The organism is Spirosoma flavum, assembly GCF_042686045.1.
Lineage (GTDB): Bacteria > Bacteroidota > Bacteroidia > Cytophagales > Spirosomataceae > Spirosoma > Spirosoma flavum.
In genome coordinates, this window is the sequence record NZ_JBHUOM010000023.1 from 1,096,972 (window position 1) to 1,118,209 (window position 21,238).

The window sequence follows — 21,238 nt, forward strand, 5'->3', positions numbered from 1 at the left end:
GCACGGAATTCACTCCGTGCCTTTTTTATAACAGGCTATTTCGTTACTATTCCTAACGCGACTAGTACTGGTTTTACAAATATGTAAATGATTTTATCCGAGATTAAGCCGATTTGAAGAATTAATTGCTTTTTTACAGGCTGATTTCCAAAACTCATTTCCTTAAGGCTCCAATGAACCAACTTAACCAAACAGACTACATTATTTTCTTCCTGTACCTCGTTGGCGTTTCCTGCTATGGATACTGGATTTACAAACGTAAACAGACGACTAAACTTGATACTAAAGACTTCTTTCTGGCCGAAGGATCGCTAACGTGGTGGGCTATCGGGGCCTCAATGATTGCTTCAAATATTTCAGCCGAACAGTTCATTGGCATGTCAGGTAACGGTTTCACCTTCGGGGTCGCGGTTGCTGTGTATGAATGGTTTGCGGCTATTGCCTTAATTATTGTGGCTATCTGGTTCATGCCCATTTACCTCAAAAACCACATTTATACAATGCCGCAGTTTTTGAAAACTCGGTATAACGAAACGGTGAGTCTTATCATGGCCATTTTCTGGCTGTTTCTGTATGTATTCGTTAATTTAACATCCATCCTCTTCCTAGGAGCCTTAGCAATCAGCACGTTAGTTGGGGGCGACTCGTTCCATTTTATCGTAGTTGGCCTCAGCGTGTTCGCCATTATTATCACGCTGGGTGGCATGAAAGTAATTGGCTATACAGACGTAGTACAGGTGGCGGTACTCATCATAGGTGGCTTGGTAACTTCTTATATTGCTCTTACTTTAGTGAGCCAGAAGTTCGGTCTTGGCAACGACGTTATTGCTGGTTTCTCGGCGATGATGGGCGATGCCGACGATCACTTCCACATGATTTTCGAGAAGCCCGGCCCTAACACTTCGCAGGTTGACATCAACAAATACCTGACCTTGCCGGGTATGGCGATGTATTTTGCCGGGATATGGATTGTAAACCTGAACTACTGGGGTTGCAATCAGTATATTACCCAACGTGCACTTGGCGCCGACCTGAAAACTGCCCGTACAGGTATTCTATTTGCCGCGTTGCTAAAAATATTCATGCCCCTCATTGTAATGCTGCCGGGTATTGCGGCCTATGTGCTGTATAAAAACGGTGGCCTTCAAAACGAGATGGCACCGGGCGGCAAACTTCTCGCGGACAATGCTTATTCAGCTATTTTATCTTTCCTGCCGAATGGTCTTAAAGGACTTTCGATGGCGGCTCTAACAGCAGCTATAGTAGCCTCTCTAGCTGGAAAAGCCAATTCAATTTCGACAATTTTTACGCTCGACATTTATCAGAAATACATAAAGAAAGACGCTACCCAAACGCAATTGGTGTGGATAGGACGGATCGCTATTTTTGCGGCCATGCTGTTGTCTATCGCCCTAACGTGGCAAGATGCATTGGGTATTGGCCGAGAAGGCGGTTTTACGTTTATCCAGAAATACACAGGGTATCTTAGTCCCGCTATTTTTGCTGTATTTATTTTGGGTTTCTTCTGGAAGCGTACCACGGGTGCGGCTGCTGTGGCGGGTATTTTGGGAGGTTTTGCACTGGCTGTCCTGTTCAACAATTATGCTCCAGATTTATTTGGTCACGAAACGCTGTTATATACGGCCTATCCTAACGGCAACGGTGGCTTCGAGATTCCATTCCTTATCTGCATGGGTTGGGCTTTCTTCTTCACCATACTGCTTATGGTTGCTATTAGTCTGGTAGGTCCGGCTATTAATCCCAAAGCCTTTGCAATCGATGCCAGCATGTTTCGTCTGGCACCATCCGCAACAGCTTTAGCCGTTATTATTATATTACTCATCACAGTCCTATACGTTCGATTGTGGTAATAAATCCGTAAGAAAAAACGCCGGAAGCAAGACAATAAGCTAATGAAAAAGCTCACGGTCTTGCTTCCGGCGTTTCTGATTGGCACCAATTAATTGCTTACCGTAAAATGACCTCTGCCACTACGCCAACCTCTCTCCGTCCGCTTTTCGCCTTACCCGTTATTGTAGCCGCTCTGGGCTATTTCGTGGATGTGTATGACCTCTTGTTATTTAACATCGTGCGGGTGCCAAGCCTGAAAGAACTAGGCTTATCCGAAGCTGACATTTCGGTTATTGGTGGCCGAATATTGAATTTCCAACAGGCGGGTTTGTTGCTTGGCGGGATTTTGTGGGGCATTCTGGGCGATAAACGCGGACGACTTTCGGTGCTTTTCGGTAGCATCATCACGTATTCGCTCGCTAACCTTGCCTGCGGCTTTGTACATGATCCACAACTTTACGCCATTCTTAGGTTTGTGGCGGGTCTGGGTTTAGCGGGTGAGTTGGGGGCGGGTATTACGCTTGTAAGCGAGATTTTACCGCCAAACCTACGCGGCTATGGTTCGTCGTTAGTGGCGAGTGTTGGTCTGCTTGGTGCCGTAGTAGCCTACTTTACCGTTTCCCTTTTTGACTGGCGTACGACTTATTTTATTGGTGGCGGCTTAGGTTTAGGGCTGCTGGTTCTGAGGGTAAGCGTACTGGAATCAGGTATGTTTAAGCGAGTGCAGGGTACGAATGTAACACGCGGTAATTTTTGGGCGTTATTTCAGGGTCGTGAACGATTGTTTCGATACCTCCGCTGCATGGGAATTTCGTTACCAACGTATTTGGTCATCGGCATTCTGGCAACCTTCGGCAATGAGTTTGGTAAGGCGTTGGGTATTGACGAAGCCATCCAGCCGGGCCGATGTGTGATGTTTACGTATGTGGGCACCGTTATTGGTGATCTGGTCAGTGGTATTCTAAGTCAGTGGCTGCGTTCTCGCCGGAAAGCCATCGGCCTGATGATGGGCCTGACGTTTGTTTTTGTCATAGTTTATTTGTCTGGTGGTATTACCTCAGCTAGTACGTTCTACGGCATCTGCCTCGCGATGGGCTTTGGCATTGGCTATATTGCTATGTTCCTGACGATTACAGCCGAGAGTTTTGGCACCAATCTCCGCGCTACGGCTACCACATCTGTTGCAAATAATGTCCGTGCCACCACTCTGCTCACGATTCCAGCCTTTCAGGCCATGAAACCTGTTATTGGTGTATTGGAAGCAGGAGCCGTAATCGCCTTTGTGTGCTTCGCTTTGGGTTTCTGGTCGCTGGCAACAATAGAAGAGACGTTTGGGAAAGAGTTAGATTATACAGAGTAGACTGAAGTTAAAATTGGCAGTCTATTCTTGCATATGTTACTATCTTGCTACTTGCATAACAACCTGAACGGTAGTTTTGGGGTCTTCTATGTTATCTCTAAAACTCAATGATGAAAAGACTATTATTTAGTTTTCTATTCTGCTTCGTTTATTATTTGAGTAACGCTCAAGTGCCTACCTATAAAAACTCAGTGCAGTTTCATCTAGAAGCTCTCTACGTGAAAGGAGATCAACGGCCACAATCACCAGTCCTCAAATATTCCCTCATCTACGCCAGAAATTTAGCCGACAGTAGATGGCTTGTCGAAGGGGGAGTTAGCTATACTAATCGTTATGTTCGTGAGCAGTTTACGCCTTTTCAATCTTTTTTTTCCGGCGATCGCTCCCAACTTGTTGCGGCTGATTTGACATTCATGTATAATTTACTGAGAAGTAATCGGCACGCTTTCCGAATTGGGGCAGGCCTTTCTTTGTGGTATACCAGAGACGGTGTTGTGGAAAATTTAATGGGCACAACTACGGTTGGCGGGCAACAGCTTGCAGACATCTCATTCACCAGAAACTATAGCCACACCTATAACTTAGCTTTGGCTTTAAGGAGTAGTTACGAGTACTCTTTAACTTCCCGCGTTGTTGTGGGGGTACGGGCTAGTACAGGCGGTAATATGCTTCCGAGCAACCTATTAACTTCTAATTTAGTAGGTACCCTTTCAACGGTGGGTTTGAGTGCTGGTTACCGTTTTTGAGAAGTGGAGTCGTTATATTTTTCCATGCAAGCGATTGTTAATCTGATCACTTGTCGGCTATGGTATATTTATAAATATATAACAGCTGACGGAGCCTAAATAATCCTACAAAACTGCCCGTTTGTTAAACCACGGCTGAGCCTGCTCTAATTGCCCCGCTAGCCGAAATAAAGTTGCTTCATCACCGATTTTGGCTGCGAACATGACCCCGATAGGTAAGCCATCAGCCGACCAGTGCAGCGGCACCGACATGGACGGCTGACCAGTCATGTTTGTGATCACCGTAAACGAGATGTATCCCAGCGAACGTTCGGCAAGATCACTTACCGTTTTGCTACCATTCATGTATTTCAACCCACCAAGCGAGTCCACTAATTTGAGCAGTCGTTGCTCCGATGACGTGTTCTGAAACGTTCCGATAGCAATGGGTGGGCGCGGTAAGGTTGGCGTCAGAAACAAATCGTAAGTTTCATGCAATTGCCCCATACTTCGGTTAAGCGTGTTCCAGCGACGTTTTTGATACGCTACATCTACTGCCGAGAACCCTTCGGCCAGTCGAGCCTGAGCCCAGGTATTCAGTTCTACATCCTCACGCCGAACAGGTCTGCCCAAGTAATTGCCTAACTCCCGAAGTGTAGCCGCCGTTTCGCTTAGTACACTTAGGAAAAACGCTTCGGTAACAAGTGATTTCTCGTAGGGCAGCGGCACTTCTTCTACAATATGACCTAAACTTTCTAACAGGCGAACCGCTTCCAGCACAGCCTTGATACATTCCGGATCAACGGGTTGGGCGGGCATCAGTGACTGAGTGGAGAAAGCGATTTTCAGCTTACCCGGTTCTCGACTAACTTCTTCACTAAACGGGCGTACAGGTGGGGCAATGCCATAAGGATCACCTGCGAATGGCTGATACAATGGACCGCCCGCAATGACATCGAGCAAGCCCGCACTATCACGGACACTACGCGTAACGGAATGGCCAACAACGGCTCCATTCCATAACTCGCCAAAACGCGGCCCAAGTGTAACCCGCCCCCGCGAGGGTTTCAAGCCAAATAGTCCACAACAGGACGCCGGGATACGAATGGACCCGCCACCGTCCGAAGCCGTTGCAGCCGGAACAATTCCAGCCGCCACCGCTACTGCCGACCCACCACTCGATCCACCCGGCGAATGAGTTAGTTTCCAGGGGTTACGGGCCGGACCATATAATTTTGATTCAGTGTAAGGCGTCAGGCCAAACTCGGGCGTATTGGTTTTACCGAAGAAGACTAAACCAGCCGATTTCAGGCGTTTGACAACTTCACTGTCGTTCTCGGAAACATAATTCTGATACCCGGCAGAACCGGACTTCATAGGTGTTCCCGCCCATTCAAATTCCAAATCTTTAAGCAAAAACGGTACTCCGCGAAACGGACCGGATTGAGGCAGTTTGTTCGCCATTTCTCTGCCTTTGTCGTACAGTGGCGTTACAATAGCATTTACTTGCGGATTAACGGCTTCGGCGCGGGCAATAGCCGTTTCGAGAAGTTCAGCAGGTGTAACATCGCCAGCACGAACAAGCTCGGATAGGGCCGTAGCATCGTGTTTGACATATTCGTCAAAAGACAGGGTTTTGGAGCGAGAGGTGTGCATAAAAAGGCTTCGCGGTTTGCCAAATATACCAATCTTTCAACCGTTGTGATTGGCCTGCTCATCAAACATTTACCGAGTGCCTTCGGTTAGATTTCCACAGTAATCAACCCTATGCATCATACGTTCCAGATTCAACTTCCTGCCGATAAAACAACCGCTGTGATGGCCGACCTGCTCAAAATTGATGAGGTTATCGGCTTGGCACTTTCCCCCGGCACGTCTCACAAACCCATCGGTAATGTTTTAGGAGATGCTTTATCTGTGCAACTGCTTAACAAAGGAGCCGACAAAGTGCTGGGGATATTGGCAAATCACTATGGCAATGCGCCTTATCTAGTTAGTACATCGCTAACGGAGAGTATGATTGAATCAAATCAAGCCGAAAAACTCGAAAATGACGCTGATGAGGCCATCTGGGAGGAAATCGAAACAAGCATGCGAAGCCAGGGACGCATCTCGCCCAATTTTTTGGTGCTGATGGCGCTGGGCGGCATTATGGCCACGATAGGTATTGTATCGGAGCCAACGCGACAGGTTATGCCATTTGTGGCGGCTGCTATAATCGCCCCCGGTTTTGAGCCGATCGCCGGTATAGCCCTATCGGTAGTGCTACGTCGCTGGCAAGTAATGGGACGGGCACTTATGTCATCACTGGTAGGCTACACCACCATAATTGCGTCTTCGTCACTGACTTTCTGGTTTTTGCAAACCATCGGCGAAACCGACATCAGTAAATTTGCGGGCAGTGCCGAAGTATATCATCTGGCAAACCCCACCGCTGTCGACACACTACTGTCAATTTGCGGCACGCTGGCCGGAGCCATCATCATGTCGTCGTTTCGTAAGAGTGTCATAGCGGGAGCGTTAATTGCCATGGTTATTATCAACGCTGCCGCTATGATTGGTATCGGATTAGTCTGCGGTCGCTATGATCTGGCAGGACAGGGTTTACAACGCTTCGGCTTCGACATCGCCCTAATTTTGTTAGCCTGCGGATTGGTATTCTGGGCCAAGCAGCGGTTCTTTCACCATCGCCGACCAGTGGCCTGATACGCTTATAACCCTTATTTTACTGCTTCGCGGTAGCTACACCGATTTTGGAATCAGCCGTGCCGTAATACAAAAACCAGCGCCCCTGAAAAGGGACCATGCCTTCCAGAAAACAAACCTGGTTAACCTGCCCCTGCATCTCATAAGGTTGGTCAGGCTTAATGAAATACGTCTCCGAACGGTCAAGTAATCTAGCTGGATTGTGCGCGTCAAACAGAAGTTGCCCCCCCGCATAGGCACCTTCGGGTAAGTTTACATCTCCATTCTTGGCGTCATTCATTCCGTTGTAAATCAGAAGGATACCTTTGGCCGTAAGCATAGCATATGGCCCAGGCTCAATCAGACGAACATCATGCGTACCTTTCCGGGACTCGGCTGCGACAATAGGTTGCCCGCTACTAGTCTCCAAAGGTGTCCAGTGCAATAGATCGTCCGATTCAGCCAGCCGAAGTTGAGGTTGGTCGCCCCAATACATCCAGTACTTACCATTTATTTTCTGCGCAACCAGGCGGCTTCCCACTCGCTTGCACACAATAGCCCCCGATTTGGACCAGCTATTTCGGTATTTCCCGTTGTCAGCCTGACCGAAAGCCAGCCCTTGTTTATGCCAGGTTATCATGTCATGTGAGGTAGCCACACAGAGCCGGGCCTTATCGCCATCGTAGGCAGAGTAGGTCATCACGTATACCCCGTTGGCGCTTTCGACAACGCGCGGGTCTTCGCATCCCCCCTCCCACTCGTAGGTTTTCATGGGGTCGTTATTAGGATAAAAAACTGGCTTCGGCATTCGTTTAAAGTGAATCCCATCCGTACTAATCGCCAACCCCAGCCGCGATGTTCCACCAACGCGACGGACGGTATCTTCTGCCCGATAAAGAAGATACACCTTGTTACTTCGCACTACCGCTGCCGGATTATATACGTCTTTCTCTTCCCACCGAACGGTTTGTTTCCGCACCGGGCATTCGAAAGTCGTGCTGGCTTTAGCATCTAAAATTGGATTATGGGCGTTCTCTTTCCGAAATGGGCCAAGCATCCACGGCTTTTCGAGTTTCGGCTGGGCCAGTAGAAAACTCGGTAGGAAAAGAAATAAGAGCGATAAGCGCTTTATCATATGTATTAGGTAAATCGGTAAAGGTTTTTTGAACGGGGACTGCGCGAGACTCTTGCCAGCGTGGCCTGACTTTGTGGTCATTTTGCCACTACGTTTTTACCGAGCTTCTCTTCCGGTACTGGGCCAATATGGTTTTCGTTTTGGGGTTCTGTGAGCTTACTGCCAAACCACTTAGCCCGTTGCTGACGACTGGATGGTTCATCGCTATGAGTCGCATCTATTTCCAGTAATCGAATACCACCAGGCTGATCGGGGCCGGATTCTTCGTGAGCAATTAGTAAGCCTACCCAAGCCAAATATTCGTTCAGCTTTGTTTCGAGTGGCTGGTTGCCAAAAATACACAAGTCATAATACCAAGCCAGTGATTCACCCGCAACAGATTCAGTTACAGCCCGGTAATCATCAAGCGTGTAGCCCACGAATAGCTTTCCAAAACGCTCCCACATAATTCGCATAACATCATCTAATGAACGGCTATGGTTGGTTAATCGGCGAATGTGCAGGTCCAGGATTAACGCTGCAATAGCCCCTTTGTAATAAACTGACACTTTACGATCGGGAACACCCTTGTCGTAGCCATCCAGCCATAAATCCCACGACGACTCAGTAAGTGACTGAAACGCGCGCCCGTTGTGCTCAAAATGTCGTTTAAACAATACCTGTAACTCTTTCAAATACGCTTCATCGGTAAAAACACCTGACTGCCGAAGCATCAAATCTCCATAATAAGTTGTTACGCCCTCAGCTACAAAACAGGTTGGAAAGTAGTTTTCCTGCGTGAAATCATACGGTAGCAACTCGGTTGGCCGAATGCGAATAATATTCCAGGCATGAAATAACTCGTGCGACGATACACCCAGTAAGTCCTGATATAACCCCTCCCCTTCGTCATTCGGCCCGAGTACAAGCATTGTTGAATTACGATGTTCAACCCCGTGATAATACGGTACGGGCAAAATCAGCGTCAAAAAATGGTATTCCTGTTCAGGAAATTCGCCGTACAAATCAAGTTGTTTCGCCGAAAACCGGCTGAAGTCCTGTATGATTCGCTCGGCATTGAACGTAAAATCGCCATCCGTTCGCCGACCCCCCTGAATCCAGACATGAAAGGCAACTCCACCAACTTCATACTGAATATGCTGTATAACTGGTGCAGCGATTAGTGGGCAGTCTACCAATTCGTAAAAGTCGGCGGCTAAAAGCGTTCGGGTACCAGTCTGTTTGAGGTCGGACTGCGATAGTCCGCAGGCCACCGTCCAACTATCGGGAATAGCCAACTCGAGTGTACACGGCTCCGAAATGCGTCCCTCAGCATACAGACAAAGATTCACCGGATTGACATATAGAAGCGTCTCACTCACGAAACTACTCCCCGCATTGAGTAGGTTAGGCGTTGCTAACAGGGCATAATAATTATAGCGGACGGTCAATTCGGCGACACCATTGGTCTGCACCCGCCAACGATCTTTCGTAATTTTGCGAAATGGTAATGCTCGACCCTCTTTATCAACCACATCGAATCGCTGAATATTTTTCGCAAACTGCTGCAACTCATACCGGCCCGGACGCCAGGCTGGTAACTGTAAATCAACCTCTAACGTCGTAATATCAGTTAATTGAGCCTCAACAGCAATGTAGTGGGAGGTCGTTTGCGGTCCGGCGGTCCGGTCAATAGACAGGCGATAGTACATATGCGTATCAGGTTGTATTTTTTACAAAAGTAACTACCAGTTAATCAAATCGTTTTTATGAATTGACGCTTGGTAAAATGCAGTCATTGCCCTATCTTTGCGGACTCATTTGGAAAAATAAAGGTTTTAGGTAATATATATCATGAAAAGAACGTACCAACCATCGAACCGGAAGCGGAAAAACAAACATGGCTTCCGTGAGCGGATGGCCTCTGCTAATGGCCGTCAGGTTCTAGCTCGCCGTCGCGCCAAAGGTCGCCACAAGTTGACTGTCTCGGATGAGAAGAAAGGCGAACGCTTTAAACTGTAGTAGCTTGTGATTGGTGCGGAACCGCCGTGCGCGAGAACGCCAGTTCGGTCAGTAGCTATAGTATATCGCTAAGCACTAATCACTACTTACAAACCGCTATTGCATGCCGCAAACCTTTACGAAATCCGAGCGACTTTGCAGCAAAAAAATTCTGAGTGAATTATTTAAAAAAGGTAGTGCGTCCGTGCTGACGTTCTACCTTTTTCCGTTTCGGGTGCTCTATATTCCCCAATCCGAAACCCCTCTAGACAGCGAGTCACCCCTGCCCGCTATTGTCATTACCGTTCCCAAGCGAATGTTTAAACGAGCCGTTGACCGGAACATTATTCGTCGGCGGGTGCGGGAAACGTACCGACTTAACAAGCTCATAATGGGCCTGGAAACTACACCCCCCGCCTACATTGCTTTTCTTTATACCGCCAAACAAATAATTTCGTTTGAAGAGATAGAAAAAGGTATGAAATTAGCATTGAAGAAAGTAATCAATCGCTAATTAGCCGTTTTCCGTTTATACTCCTGTCCATTCAGGACTGATAACTCAAGACTGCTGCGGCAACCCGTTAACGACTCATTCTATGCGCTTCTCCAAACGCTTTACTGTACTAGCCTCCTCGATCCTCGTGGCGGGCGGTATTAGTTTCTTTTCGTTCAAAACCGACGACCGCTTTTTCGAGATAGCGCGTAACCTCGATATTTATGCTACGCTGTTCAAAGAACTTAATCTATATTATGTAGATGAAATAAATCCGAACCGCATGGTCAAGACCAGCATTGATGCGATGCTGAAATCCCTTGACCCCTACACAAACTTCTTCGCAGAAGACGAGATCGAGGATTACATGACCATGACCACTGGTCGCTATAATGGTATCGGGGCACTCATTGGGCAGCGGCAGGGCAAGAGTATTGTGCTGATGGTCTATGAAGGTACGCCAGCCGAAAAGTCGGGGTTGCAAATTGGCGATGAAGTGGTTAAAGTAGATGGCGTAGACCTGAAAAGTCGTAAAGATGCTGACCCTGGCAAGCTATTAAAAGGCCAGAATAATACGGCTGTAAAATTAACGGTTCGTCGATACGGACAAAAGGATCCCGTAGAGCTTAGTGTTATTCGGGATGTGGTGAAGATGACCAACGTACCTTACTACGGCATGGTATCCGAAGATGTTGGGTACATTGATCTCAAAGACTTTACGGCAACAGCCGCCCGGGAAGTGCGTACCGCCTTTCAGGAACTAAAGGGCAAGGGTATGAAAAAACTCATTCTCGACGTTCGCGAGAATCCAGGCGGATTGCTCAACATGGCTATCGACATCTCCAACATCTTTATTCCGAAAGATTCGGAGGTTGTGACAACGAAAGGCAAAGTGACGGAGTGGAATAAGACTTACACGGCTCTAAACCCACCGTTAGACCTAGAAATGCCTATTGTCGTTCTGACAAATAGCCACAGTGCATCGGCAGCTGAAATCGTATCAGGCGTCATTCAGGACTACGACCGGGGTGTTTTGGTAGGCCAGCGCACATACGGAAAAGGGCTGGTGCAAACAACACGCGAACTGTCGTTCAATACCAAACTAAAGATCACGACGGCGAAATATTACATTCCAAGTGGTCGATGCATTCAAGCCATTGATTATAGTCACCGCAATCCCGACGGCAGCGTTGGCAAGATTCCTGACTCGCTCAAAACTGCATTTAAAACTAAGGCTGGTCGGGTAGTCTATGATGGGGGTGGCGTTTTACCGGATGTCGTCGTCGAAGCCCAAACACCGTCGCCTGTTGCTATTAGCCTGACCAATAAGGGACTTATTTTTGACTACGCTGTGAAATATCGCCACGACCACGCAAGCATCAAGCCTGCCCGCGAATTTCACCTGACTGATGCCGAGTATGGTGATTTTTCCAAGTGGCTTGGCGACAAAGAATATGATTATACAACGCAGGTTGAAAAAGACCTCGGAACGCTCGAAGCCTCGGCTAAGAAAGAGAAGTATTTCGACCAGATTCAGGATCAGTTAAAGTCGCTCAAAACTAAAATGTCGCATAGCAAAGACGCTGACTTGAACACGTTTAAGCCTGAACTGAAAACATTACTGGAGCAGGAAATAGCGGGACATTACTACCTGCAAAAGGGTCTTAAAGAAGCCTCATTTGCTACGGATCCCGAAATGAAAGCCGCTCTTGATCTGTTCAAAGACATGCCCCGATACGGCACAATGTTGAAAGGAAAGTAAAAAACTAAGCAGCTTTTTAAAATGCTCAAAGCGCTGACGCCTATCTATCAGATAGGCGTCAGCGCTTTGAGCATTCGTCATTTTAAGGTAGACTATAAATTTCCTTTTCCCAACCTGTCTTCACGAGCCTTGGGATCGAAGGCTTGTAAAATAAACTGCGTAACATCGCAATGGTGGTAGTTACTACTTATGGCTTTACGGTATTTGATAAACTCATAAAAGCATCTAACAGTCATAAAGGCTAGCGGTCCATTTTTCATCAAGGCAGTATATAAACCGTCAGTGACCGGGCACCATGTGCCCCAATCACCAGACTTTGCTCAATGTCGGCGGTTTTAGACGGACCACAAATAAACGTTCCGAAGCCTGTTTCATCAACCCGCAGTTGCTTATAGGCATCATGCATATTGGCAACAATAGTTGATTGCCGAATGATAATGACTAAATATTGCGTAATCATGGGCACTACCCGTTGAGGTAGTTGACGCTCATCAACCCAGATAGCCGCGTTTTCAGCCACTGCTAACGGCCCTTCGATAATAGCCAGATTTAGTCCGGACAGTTCATGCGGATCAACAACATTTAGCGTCACATCGGCGAGGTCGGCCAGGTCCGGGCAGGTCGTTGCTACGTTTGTCAAGTCAGGATACTGTTGCTGTAAATGCACTTTAATAGCCGCATAGTCTGGCACAACAACGGCTACTCCACCAACAAACGTCAGCACATCAATGAATTGCTGCGTCAGGTCAGGGAACAAAGATGTAAACGTGAACTGCTCTGGCAAGGGTAACAATGAAGGCTGGTTAGCCTGAATGTTGGCCAGCATCTGGTCGCGGGTGGTCATTCTTTTTTACGGTTAATGTACCAATCGTGGAAACTTTCGGCGGGTGGTTCGGGCATTTCACGTTGATTGTACCAGGGATTAAGGCGGTTTTCGACCGCGATAGGCGCAAATCGTAGCACACCCCGCCCTACTTTACCCGCCATTCGGTACAAACGGGGCGATTCCAGCACAGTAGCCATAGCCTTCATAGCAACGGTTTTGGAATTCGGACCATACCCTTCCTTCATGAGCACCTGCCGCCATTTATAAAGCTGGTCGTGAATATCAATCTTCACCGGACAGACATTAGAACACGACCCGCAAAGCGTAGAAGCAAATGGTAGATCAGCATTTTTTCTCATATCCAGGTTTGGAGCCAAAATAGAGCCAATTGGCCCAGCAACAGCACTGTGGTAACTAAATCCACCCGACCGCCGGTAAACAGGACACGTATTCATACAGGCTGCACATCGGATACACTTCAGCGAATTGCGAAAATCGGGTCGCCCCAGTTGACGGCTACGGCCATTGTCCACAATAACGATGTGCATCTCCTGCCCCGGACGAGGACGATGAAAATGACTGGAAAACGTTGTAATCGGCTGACCAGTAGCCGAACGGGCCAACAGCCTTAGATATACACCTAAATGTTCAGCACGAGGAATGAGTTTTTCAAAACCCATAGCCGCAATGTGAACATCGGCAAGATGCGCGCCCATATCGGCATTACCTTCATTGGTGCAGACAACAAATCCACCCGTTTCGGCGATGGCAAAGTTAACGCCTGTGAGAGCCACCTTACGCGTCAGAAATGTATCGCGCAGGTGCTGACGGGCAGCTTCGGTCAGGTATTGGGGGTCGGTTGCTCCTTTATCTGTACCGAGGTGCTGGTGAAAGGTTTCGCCTACTTCCGCCTTGGTTAAATGAATGGCAGGCATAACGATATGGGAGGGTGGCTCCCCCCGCATCTGCACAATCCGTTCGCCCAGATCGCTATCAATTACGTCAATACCATGCTCGATCAGAAACTTATTGAGGTGACATTCCTCGGTCAGCATCGACTTTGACTTGACCATTTGGGTAGCCCCTGCCTGTTGTATAAGCTTATGGATAATTGCATTGTGCTCGTCACCATCGGCTGCCCAGTGAACCGTAATACCATTTCGGATGGCATTTGCTTCAAACTGCACCAGCAAATCATGCATGTTCGACAGCACATGATTTTTTATCTGCGATGCGGCCTCGCGCAATTGTTCCCATTCGGGCACCAGTGCCACGGCCCGGTCACGTTTGGTGCGCACAAACCAAAGTGTTTCGTCGTGCCAATCGACTTTGGCTTCGTTTTTATTGAACTCAGTAGCTGCGTCAGCGTGGTCTAGAGTAAGACTGTTCATTGAGTTGTACGTTAAATCGTAGCCGTTAATATTTCTGCAATGTGTTTAACCTGTACGGTAGAATTAGCCCGTTTCAGGATGCCTTCCATGTGCATCAGGCATGATACGTCTACGCCGGTAATGTAGTTGACGCCGTGACGCAGATGATCAGCCACGCGATCTTTGCCCATTTTGGCCGAAACAGCTTCTTCAGTTACGCAGAAAGTGCCGCCAAATCCGCAGCACTCATCGCGCCGGTCGAGCTGCACTAATTCCAGACCATTTACTAAATTAAGCAATTGTACTGGCTTCGAAAAAGGCGGGGAAACGACCAACTCCGACATCTGTGCTAACCCTAGCCCGCGCTGACCGTGGCAACTTTGATGCAATCCGACTTTATACGGAAACGTAGCGTTTAAGGTGGATACATGTAGTATATCCGTCAGAAATTCAGTGAGTTCGTAAATGCGGGAACGGATAGTTGTTGCATCCTCTTCATTGGCCGCGTGCAGGTGGTGTTTGATATGCAACGTGCAGCTTCCCGACGGCGAAACGATATAGTCAAAGTCGGCAAAGTTGCGTACGAAATTCTCATTGCAGCCCCCCGCCAAATATTCGTAGCCGGAGTTAGCCATTGGTTGCCCACAACAGGTCTGCTGAAGTGGATACGACACCTCGCACCCTACTTTTTCCAACAATGTCAGCGTAGCAATGGCCACCTGCGGATAAAACTGATCAATGTAACAAGGGATAAACAGACCAACTTTCATGTTCTAATCAGACTAAAAATTACCCTTCTGAATCATTGAAAAAACAGGGCACCATTCATTGACAAAAGTAGGCAGTATCGGCCTAAAACCGTCCTGTACTCTCCTACTTAAAGTCAACACTATTACAACATTTATCACTCGACTTGTGGTTTCGTCCGATCCGGCTTTTACGTTATGACTCATTCAACGAATAACTATTTTTACGGATTTTCCTATTTTGGAACACATGGCTATCTTCCATATTTCGCACCATGTCCAGTCACGTTGACGCGTACGTGAGATTACATCACCGTTTGAAACAATGCGCATGAATAGTGCAGAAATGCTACTTGTTAGGTAATGTGAGCTTCATAACATACAAAATCCAACACCTGTTGTCTAAAAATAAAACAAGAAATATCAATAATATTAATAGTTATTGGTTGGTTTAAACGATTAAGCCTATATTTGTTTGACTTTATTACATAAAGTAGCTCTACTGATAGACCATCGTGAGCCAGATCATTTATAGATGGCATGAGTAAGACAAAGGTGTCTATAAAGGATATAGCACAAAAAGCAGGTGTCTCTACAGCTCTGGTGTCGTATGTTCTGAATGGCAAAGAAAAAGAGAGTCGGGTTGGACAGGAGATCGCGATAAAGATTAAGCAAATAGCCGCTGAGTTACATTACCAGCCAAGCCATTTGGCGAAGAGTTTACGGAGCGGAAAAACACACACTATTGGTTTGATTATCGCCGATATATCAAACCCGTTTTTTGCTAACATAGCCAGGGTAGTTGAAGATGAAGCGAAACGAAATGGCTATACGGTCATTATTGGTAGTTCAGACGAAAATGCAGACAAGTCGCGGGACTTGATCAATGTGTTAATTAACAGGCAGATCGATGGCTTCATTATTGTATCCTCAGAAAATTCCGAACAACAAATCCACGACCTAAAAGACAAGAATATTCCCTTTGTGTTGTTAGACCGGTACTTTCCGGAAATACCAACCGACTTTGTTTCTACAGATCATTACAAAGCCTCTTATGATGCTGGTACACACTTAGTGAAAAATGGGTATAAACGTGTTGGTATGATCGCGTACGACTCGCATCTTTTTCACATGCAGGAACGGATAAGAGGGTATCAGGATTCGCTAAGGGATAACAAAGTTGACTTTCAGGAAACTTGGTTGAAGAAGGTCAAAATCAATAACATTGAGAATGGAGTGAAAGCCGCAATTGATGAAATGCTTGCTTCTACTCAACCCGTCGATGCTGTACTTTTTGCTACGTATAGCCTAGCTGTCAGTGGGTTGAAGCATATTACTAAACTATCGCTGAAGGTGCCGGAGGATTTGGCAATCGTCAGTTTTGGACAGGCTGAAGTGTTCGAACTTTACTATTGTCCTATAACCTACCTGAAGCAGCCAATTGTGTTACTAGGCCAAACAGCGGTTGAACTGTTAGTCAAAAAATTGACCAACAACCTAAACGAACCGGCACAGATATTAATGAAAGCAGAATTGATTGTACGAGCATCTTCAAAAACAAAATATAGCCTTTCAACTTAATTTTAGCCTTTTGCTTAATCGTTTAAGCAGCTATCTTGATTGTTCCTTTTCCTTACCTATATGCAACGAAGAAATTTCCTAAAATCCGCTTTAGTCAGTTCTACAGCCGTCTGGGCCGGTTTGCCGACAAGCCTAGTTAAGGCCGCGCCCAAACTAAAAATTACCAAAATCAGATATTATAGCGCCCCCGGTTACAATAAACCTCTTTTCAACCAGGCTCGCGGCATTGTTGAAATCTATACCGACGGCGGAATTATCGGTATTGGCGAAGGTGGTTCTAAAGACATGATTGAACAGTGCGCCCAGATGATAATTGGCGAAGATCCTTTTCGCATCGAGCACATCTGGCAGAACGTGTACCGGGGTATGTTCTATCCCCCCGGTCGGGAAAAACTGCACGCGCTGGGAGCGTTGGAAATGGCCCTGTGGGATTTAAAGGGGAAAGCCTTAGGCGTACCCGTTTACGAGTTACTAGGCGGGGCTACCCGTGACTATGTTGAATGTTATGCCACCGGTTTTCGGGCATCAAAAGCCAAAACTGAAGAAGAACGGGCAAGAGATTGTATAGAAGCAGGCTTAAGAGCGTACCGAATTGGTCCGACCGGTGGCAATGGCGAGCAGCCTTTTGACTTTTACGACAATGCGAAAAAGACAATCGAACTCTGCAAACGAATGGATGCCGCCGTTGGTGGAGGTGGAAAATGGGCACTCGATTTACATACCCGATTTGATACCACCGAGGGCGTCAAAATATGTAAAGCCCTGGAAAACCTGGAGCCTTATTTCGTAGAGGATATCGTTCGGTCAGAAAATCCGGCCGTCTATAAAACGGTACGTCAGATGACCACTGTACCTATTGCGGTTGGCGAACAATTCGGTGACCGGTGGGACATTAATGAGTTTATCGAGCAGCGTCTGATTGACTATACGCGCGTTACCTTACCCAATACGGGTGGAATTGGCGAATTCAAAAAGATCGCTTCTTTGTGCGAGACGCATTACGTAGGCATGATTCCGCACTTTACAGGACCCCTATCCACGGCTGCCCTGGTGCATGTACTAGGTTCCAGCAGCCCAAACCGTTGCCTGATGGAATTAGGCGGTGGCGAACCGGAGCGGCCCGCTTACTTTAATGAGGACTTTATAAATTTTAAAAACGGCAAGTTATACCTGAATCCAGAGCCAGGATTAGGCGTCAAATTCGATCCCAAGAAAGCAACGTTTGTTACGGAGGTTACCGCTAAAACGCCATTCCCGCACCCGGTTTTGAGAAGCCCGGATGGTGCCATCCATAACTGGTAAATCTACCAAGCGGGACATCATTTACCGTCCGCGTTTAGCAAGAGTAAATAGAGTTACAACCTGAAGATTGATTATAAAAGCATAGTGAGGAATGCCTAAATCCCAGTATCACGATTGGGTTGGGCATCTTTTTCCGAAACCGTCAGAAATTATAACTATATCAATTTTAACCATTAATATAATTAGAGCACTTTACCTTATTGTCCTTTACCTTAATCCTTCAAACACATGAAAAAACCTCTAATATTTCTCTTCTATTTGCTGTTTAGTAGCGGCCTGACGGTTGCTCAAACAAACAGCGTTACTGGTAAAGTTACCGGCCCCGATAAGCAGGGGTTACCCGGCGTAAATGTACTGGTCGGCGGTACATCGGTAGGTACTGCAACCGATGCTAATGGTAATTACTCGATTAACGCACCTGCCACCGCTTCGCTCGTTTTCTCCTATATCAGCTACGTAAGTCGGACTGTTCCCGTCAACAATCGCTCTATTGTGGATGTAGAGTTGGCGGAAGACTCAAAAGCTATTGATGAAGTAATTGTTACGGCACTCGGCATCAAGCGGGAGTCGAAAACGCTGGGGTATGCGACGGCAACGGTCAATGCCGACCAGATATCGACCAACCGAACGCCCAATTTCATAAGCGGACTACAGGGCAAAATGGCGGGGGTTAATATTACCACAATGGGAACGGGACCCGCTGGAACGGCCAAGATTCGTATTCGTGGCCAGTCGTCGTTCAGCGGGCAGAACAACCCACTGATTGTTGTGAATGGCGTACCGATCGACAATTCCAACAGCTCCCTCGGGGGCGATTACAGCGCCCGTAGCAATACGGGCCTGCCCGTCAACAGTTCCGACGGGGGCGATGGGTTGAGCAGCATCAACCCCGACGATATTGAAACCATGACCGTACTAAAAGGAGGCACAGCAGCCGCTTTGTACGGATCACGCGCCAAAGACGGTGTGGTGATGATTACGACCAAAAGCCGGGGTGCAGGCAAAGGATTCGGCGTAACGTACAACACCAATCTCACGACCGATACCCCGCTGGATTACACTGATTTTCAGTACGAATACGGGCAAGGCGAAGGTGGTGTACGACCAACGACAGCTTTCCCATCTTCGGGCGTATGGAGTTTCGGCGAGAAGTTTCAGCCGGGCATGACGCAGGTTCTGTTCGATAACAAAACCTATCCTTACGAACCAGTCTACAATCGGGTGAAGCAGTTTTACCGCACCGGCACCAACTTTACCAACACTGTAACCGTAGCGAACAACGGCGCAAATGGCGGTTTCAGCATGTCATTCGGCAACACTGAGAATAAGGGGATTATGGAGAATAATACCTTCAATCGTAAAGTGATTAACCTGGGTTTCTCCCAGAATATCACCAGCAAACTAACCGTATCTGGAAACATCAACTACTCGAAGGAGAATAATGTCAACCCGCCCCAGGTAAACGCTCAGGACTTTGCGGTGTCGACGGTCGTGTTCACACTGGCCAATTCCATGCCTTTCCAAGCATTGCGGGACAATCAGACATTACCCAATGGCGATGAACTTTCGATAGCCCGCTTTCTGGTACGCAACAACCCGTATTATTCCATGAGCCATCACTTTGAGAATATCAAACGTGATCGGCTTTTTGGCAACGTTGCCCTTAAATACCAGTTCACTGACTGGCTGTATTTGCAGGGCCGTATTGCGCAGGACTTTTATATACGCAACCAGGATTACAATATCCCTAACGGTTACGCGCCTATTGCCAAAGCGCCCGTTGGCTACGTAAACGGCTCATACACACAGGATGTACGCCAGAATACCGAACGGAACATTGATTTCATTTTAGGGGCCAACAAAACGTTCGGAAATATCGGCGTGGACGTAACGCTGGGTGGCAATGCACGGTATGCGCGTATTGACTACAATAGCGTAACGGTGCAGGATTTTATACAGCCAGGTCTGTATACAGTAGCCAATGGCCGGATTAAAAACCCAATTTACGCGCTGTCGGAGAAGAAGATTAACTCCCTGTTTGGGGCCGCCACTATCTCCTACAAGGATTTCCTGTTCCTGACGGCAACGGCCCGCAACGACTGGTTCTCGACCCTTGCTCCGTCTAACCGCAGTATTCTGTACCCATCTGTCACCGGCAGTTTTGTATTCTCGCAGGCGTTCGAAGGGTTACCCGCCTGGCTGTCGTTCGGGAAGTTACGGGCGGCTTATGCGCAGGTCGGATCAGACAACGTAGACCCGTATTCCAACGCGCTCTTCTACCAGGTAGATAACAACTCGTTCCCCAATCCGTCGGGCCAACTCGTGCCGGTGGGAGGCATAAACGCGTCGCAGGTTCCGAACAAAAACCTGCGTCCGCTACGTATTCAGGAAGCCGAAGTTGGTCTGGAGTTGAAGCTGTTTAATAATAAGGTAGGCTTCGATTTTACCTATTACCACAAAACGACTGAAGACCAGATTCTGGCCGCTCAGATTTCCGATGCCTCTTCTTATACCAGCAAGCTGATTAATGTTGGCCGAAGTATGAATCAGGGTCTGGAGGTGTTACTGACATTTTCGCCCGTTGTTACGTCAAAATTCCGCTGGGATGTGAGTGCCAATGCGTCCTACAATACCTCCAAAGTGCTGCAATTAGGGTTGTCGCCAAACGATACTGTCATTACGGTAAGCGGAGGAAGCGGTCGGGTGTTAAATCAGGTGGTGGGTAAACCTATTGGACAGTTATACACCTTCACCTATCTGCGTGATGCGCAGGGACGGAAGGTATTCGATCAAAACAGTGGAATGCCGCTACGTAACAACACACTGGTGGATGTGGGGAATGCCCTGCCGAAATACTTTGGCGGTATCACCAACACGATCACGTATCAAGGCTTGTCGTTGTCCTTCCTGATCGATTTCAAACTGGGCCACAAAATGATTTCGGGCCGTAACATCAACTATATGCGTCACGGCCTGTCGAAACGGACGCTGCCGGGCCGGGATGTGGGCTACGTAATTGGTGATGGAGTTAATCCGAATGGAGAAATCAACAAGACCAGAGCGGCTGTGCAACCCTTCTACGAATCCATAAACCCACTGGGTATCAACGAAGATTTCGTAAACAATGCTGGATTCTGGAAACTACGGCAAATTTCACTGGGATACGATTTCACCAAATTATTACCCAAGAATCTGTTCATCAAAGGGTTAAGATTGAATGGGGTAGCTAACAACGTACTAATTATCAAGAAATGGACCGAAAATATGGACCCGGAAGAAGCGCTGGTTTCATCGGACAATTCTGTGGGGCTGGATTTCTGGCCGGGACTGCCACCAACTCGTAGCATTGGCTTTAACCTGAACGCTAGATTCTAACCCTTGTCCTATCGACCTCAGGAAGTGCACCGAAGATTCTTCCTATT

The 21,238-nt window shown here is 47.4% G+C and carries 16 protein-coding genes; 10 read left to right on the plus strand and 6 right to left on the minus strand.

The window, feature by feature from the left end; all coding sequences use genetic code 11:
• Positions 1–173: 173 nt before the first annotated feature.
• The 3 genes from ACFS25_RS25365 to ACFS25_RS25375 all read left to right on the plus strand — a co-directional run bounded on the left by ACFS25_RS25365 (position 174) and on the right by ACFS25_RS25375 (position 3,957).
• The gene (locus tag ACFS25_RS25365; RefSeq protein ID WP_381506634.1) at positions 174–1,871 is read left to right on the plus strand and encodes a sodium:solute symporter family transporter; all 1,698 of its coding nucleotides are present in this window, start codon (positions 174–176) and stop codon (positions 1,869–1,871) included.
• A gap of 107 nt (positions 1,872–1,978) precedes the next feature.
• Positions 1,979–3,211: an MFS transporter gene (locus ACFS25_RS25370; RefSeq protein ID WP_381506635.1), complete on the plus strand. Its 1,233-nt coding sequence runs from the start codon at positions 1,979–1,981 to the stop codon at positions 3,209–3,211.
• Positions 3,212–3,402: 191 nt separating this feature from the next.
• Positions 3,403–3,957: a hypothetical protein gene (locus ACFS25_RS25375; protein WP_381506637.1), complete on the plus strand. Its 555-nt coding sequence runs from the start codon at positions 3,403–3,405 to the stop codon at positions 3,955–3,957.
• A gap of 105 nt (positions 3,958–4,062) precedes the next feature.
• Here ACFS25_RS25375 and ACFS25_RS25380 read toward each other — a convergent pair whose 3' ends face one another.
• A complete protein-coding gene (locus ACFS25_RS25380; protein WP_381506639.1) occupies positions 4,063–5,592 on the minus strand; it encodes an amidase in 1,530 nt (509 codons plus the stop codon).
• Positions 5,593–5,703: 111 nt separating this feature from the next.
• Here ACFS25_RS25380 and ACFS25_RS25385 point away from each other — a divergent pair, with 111 nt between their 5' ends.
• On the plus strand, positions 5,704–6,642 hold the full coding sequence (locus ACFS25_RS25385; protein WP_381506642.1) for a DUF389 domain-containing protein: 939 nt from the start codon (positions 5,704–5,706) through the stop codon (positions 6,640–6,642).
• Positions 6,643–6,661: 19 nt separating this feature from the next.
• Here the strand turns inward: ACFS25_RS25385 and ACFS25_RS25390 are convergent, their stop codons facing one another.
• Both ACFS25_RS25390 and ACFS25_RS25395 read right to left on the minus strand, forming a co-directional pair.
• Positions 6,662–7,756 carry a glycoside hydrolase family 130 protein gene (locus ACFS25_RS25390; RefSeq protein ID WP_381506644.1) on the minus strand — a complete coding sequence of 365 codons (1,095 nt, stop codon included), beginning with the start codon at positions 7,754–7,756 and terminating at the stop codon, positions 6,662–6,664.
• A gap of 77 nt (positions 7,757–7,833) precedes the next feature.
• A complete protein-coding gene (locus tag ACFS25_RS25395) occupies positions 7,834–9,447 on the minus strand; it encodes a M61 family metallopeptidase (protein WP_381506646.1) in 1,614 nt (537 codons plus the stop codon).
• 142 nt (positions 9,448–9,589) lie between these two features.
• Between ACFS25_RS25395 and rpmH the strand changes: the two genes are divergently transcribed.
• The 3 genes from rpmH to ACFS25_RS25410 all read left to right on the plus strand — a co-directional run bounded on the left by rpmH (position 9,590) and on the right by ACFS25_RS25410 (position 11,991).
• Complete coding sequence (gene rpmH / locus ACFS25_RS25400) at positions 9,590–9,757, plus strand: 50S ribosomal protein L34 (protein WP_381506648.1); 168 nt, start codon at positions 9,590–9,592, stop codon at positions 9,755–9,757.
• A 103-nt stretch (positions 9,758–9,860) separates the two neighbouring features.
• Positions 9,861–10,250, plus strand: coding sequence for a ribonuclease P protein component (locus ACFS25_RS25405; protein WP_381506650.1), 390 nt, complete (start codon positions 9,861–9,863; stop codon positions 10,248–10,250).
• 82 nt (positions 10,251–10,332) lie between these two features.
• Entirely contained in the window at positions 10,333–11,991 is a 1,659-nt protein-coding gene (locus ACFS25_RS25410) for a S41 family peptidase (RefSeq protein WP_381506652.1), read from the plus strand.
• Positions 11,992–12,250: 259 nt separating this feature from the next.
• On the opposite strand, the gene ACFS25_RS25415 is transcribed toward ACFS25_RS25410, so the two are convergent.
• From ACFS25_RS25415 to ACFS25_RS25425, 3 genes are read right to left on the minus strand one after another with little or no spacing between them, the layout of a single operon-like run.
• Positions 12,251–12,835 carry a LutC/YkgG family protein gene (locus tag ACFS25_RS25415; RefSeq protein WP_381506654.1) on the minus strand — a complete coding sequence of 195 codons (585 nt, stop codon included), beginning with the start codon at positions 12,833–12,835 and terminating at the stop codon, positions 12,251–12,253.
• Positions 12,832–14,208 (minus strand): lactate utilization protein B, encoded by a 1,377-nt coding sequence (locus ACFS25_RS25420; protein ID WP_381506656.1) that lies wholly within the window; start codon positions 14,206–14,208, stop codon positions 12,832–12,834. The genes ACFS25_RS25415 and ACFS25_RS25420 overlap by 4 nt, the downstream gene beginning before the upstream one ends.
• 11 nt (positions 14,209–14,219) lie before the next feature.
• On the minus strand, positions 14,220–14,957 hold the full coding sequence (locus tag ACFS25_RS25425; protein ID WP_381506658.1) for a (Fe-S)-binding protein: 738 nt from the start codon (positions 14,955–14,957) through the stop codon (positions 14,220–14,222).
• Between the two features lie 516 nt (positions 14,958–15,473).
• Between ACFS25_RS25425 and ACFS25_RS25430 the strand changes: the two genes are divergently transcribed.
• The 3 genes from ACFS25_RS25430 to ACFS25_RS25440 all read left to right on the plus strand — a co-directional run bounded on the left by ACFS25_RS25430 (position 15,474) and on the right by ACFS25_RS25440 (position 21,191).
• Entirely contained in the window at positions 15,474–16,514 is a 1,041-nt protein-coding gene (locus tag ACFS25_RS25430) for a LacI family DNA-binding transcriptional regulator (RefSeq protein WP_381506660.1), read from the plus strand.
• Positions 16,515–16,574: 60 nt separating this feature from the next.
• Positions 16,575–17,816, plus strand: a complete 1,242-nt coding sequence (locus ACFS25_RS25435; protein ID WP_381506662.1) for a mandelate racemase/muconate lactonizing enzyme family protein — start codon at positions 16,575–16,577, stop codon at positions 17,814–17,816.
• A 228-nt stretch (positions 17,817–18,044) separates the two neighbouring features.
• On the plus strand, positions 18,045–21,191 hold the full coding sequence (locus ACFS25_RS25440; RefSeq protein ID WP_381506664.1) for a SusC/RagA family TonB-linked outer membrane protein: 3,147 nt from the start codon (positions 18,045–18,047) through the stop codon (positions 21,189–21,191).
• Positions 21,192–21,238: the final 47 nt, after the last annotated feature.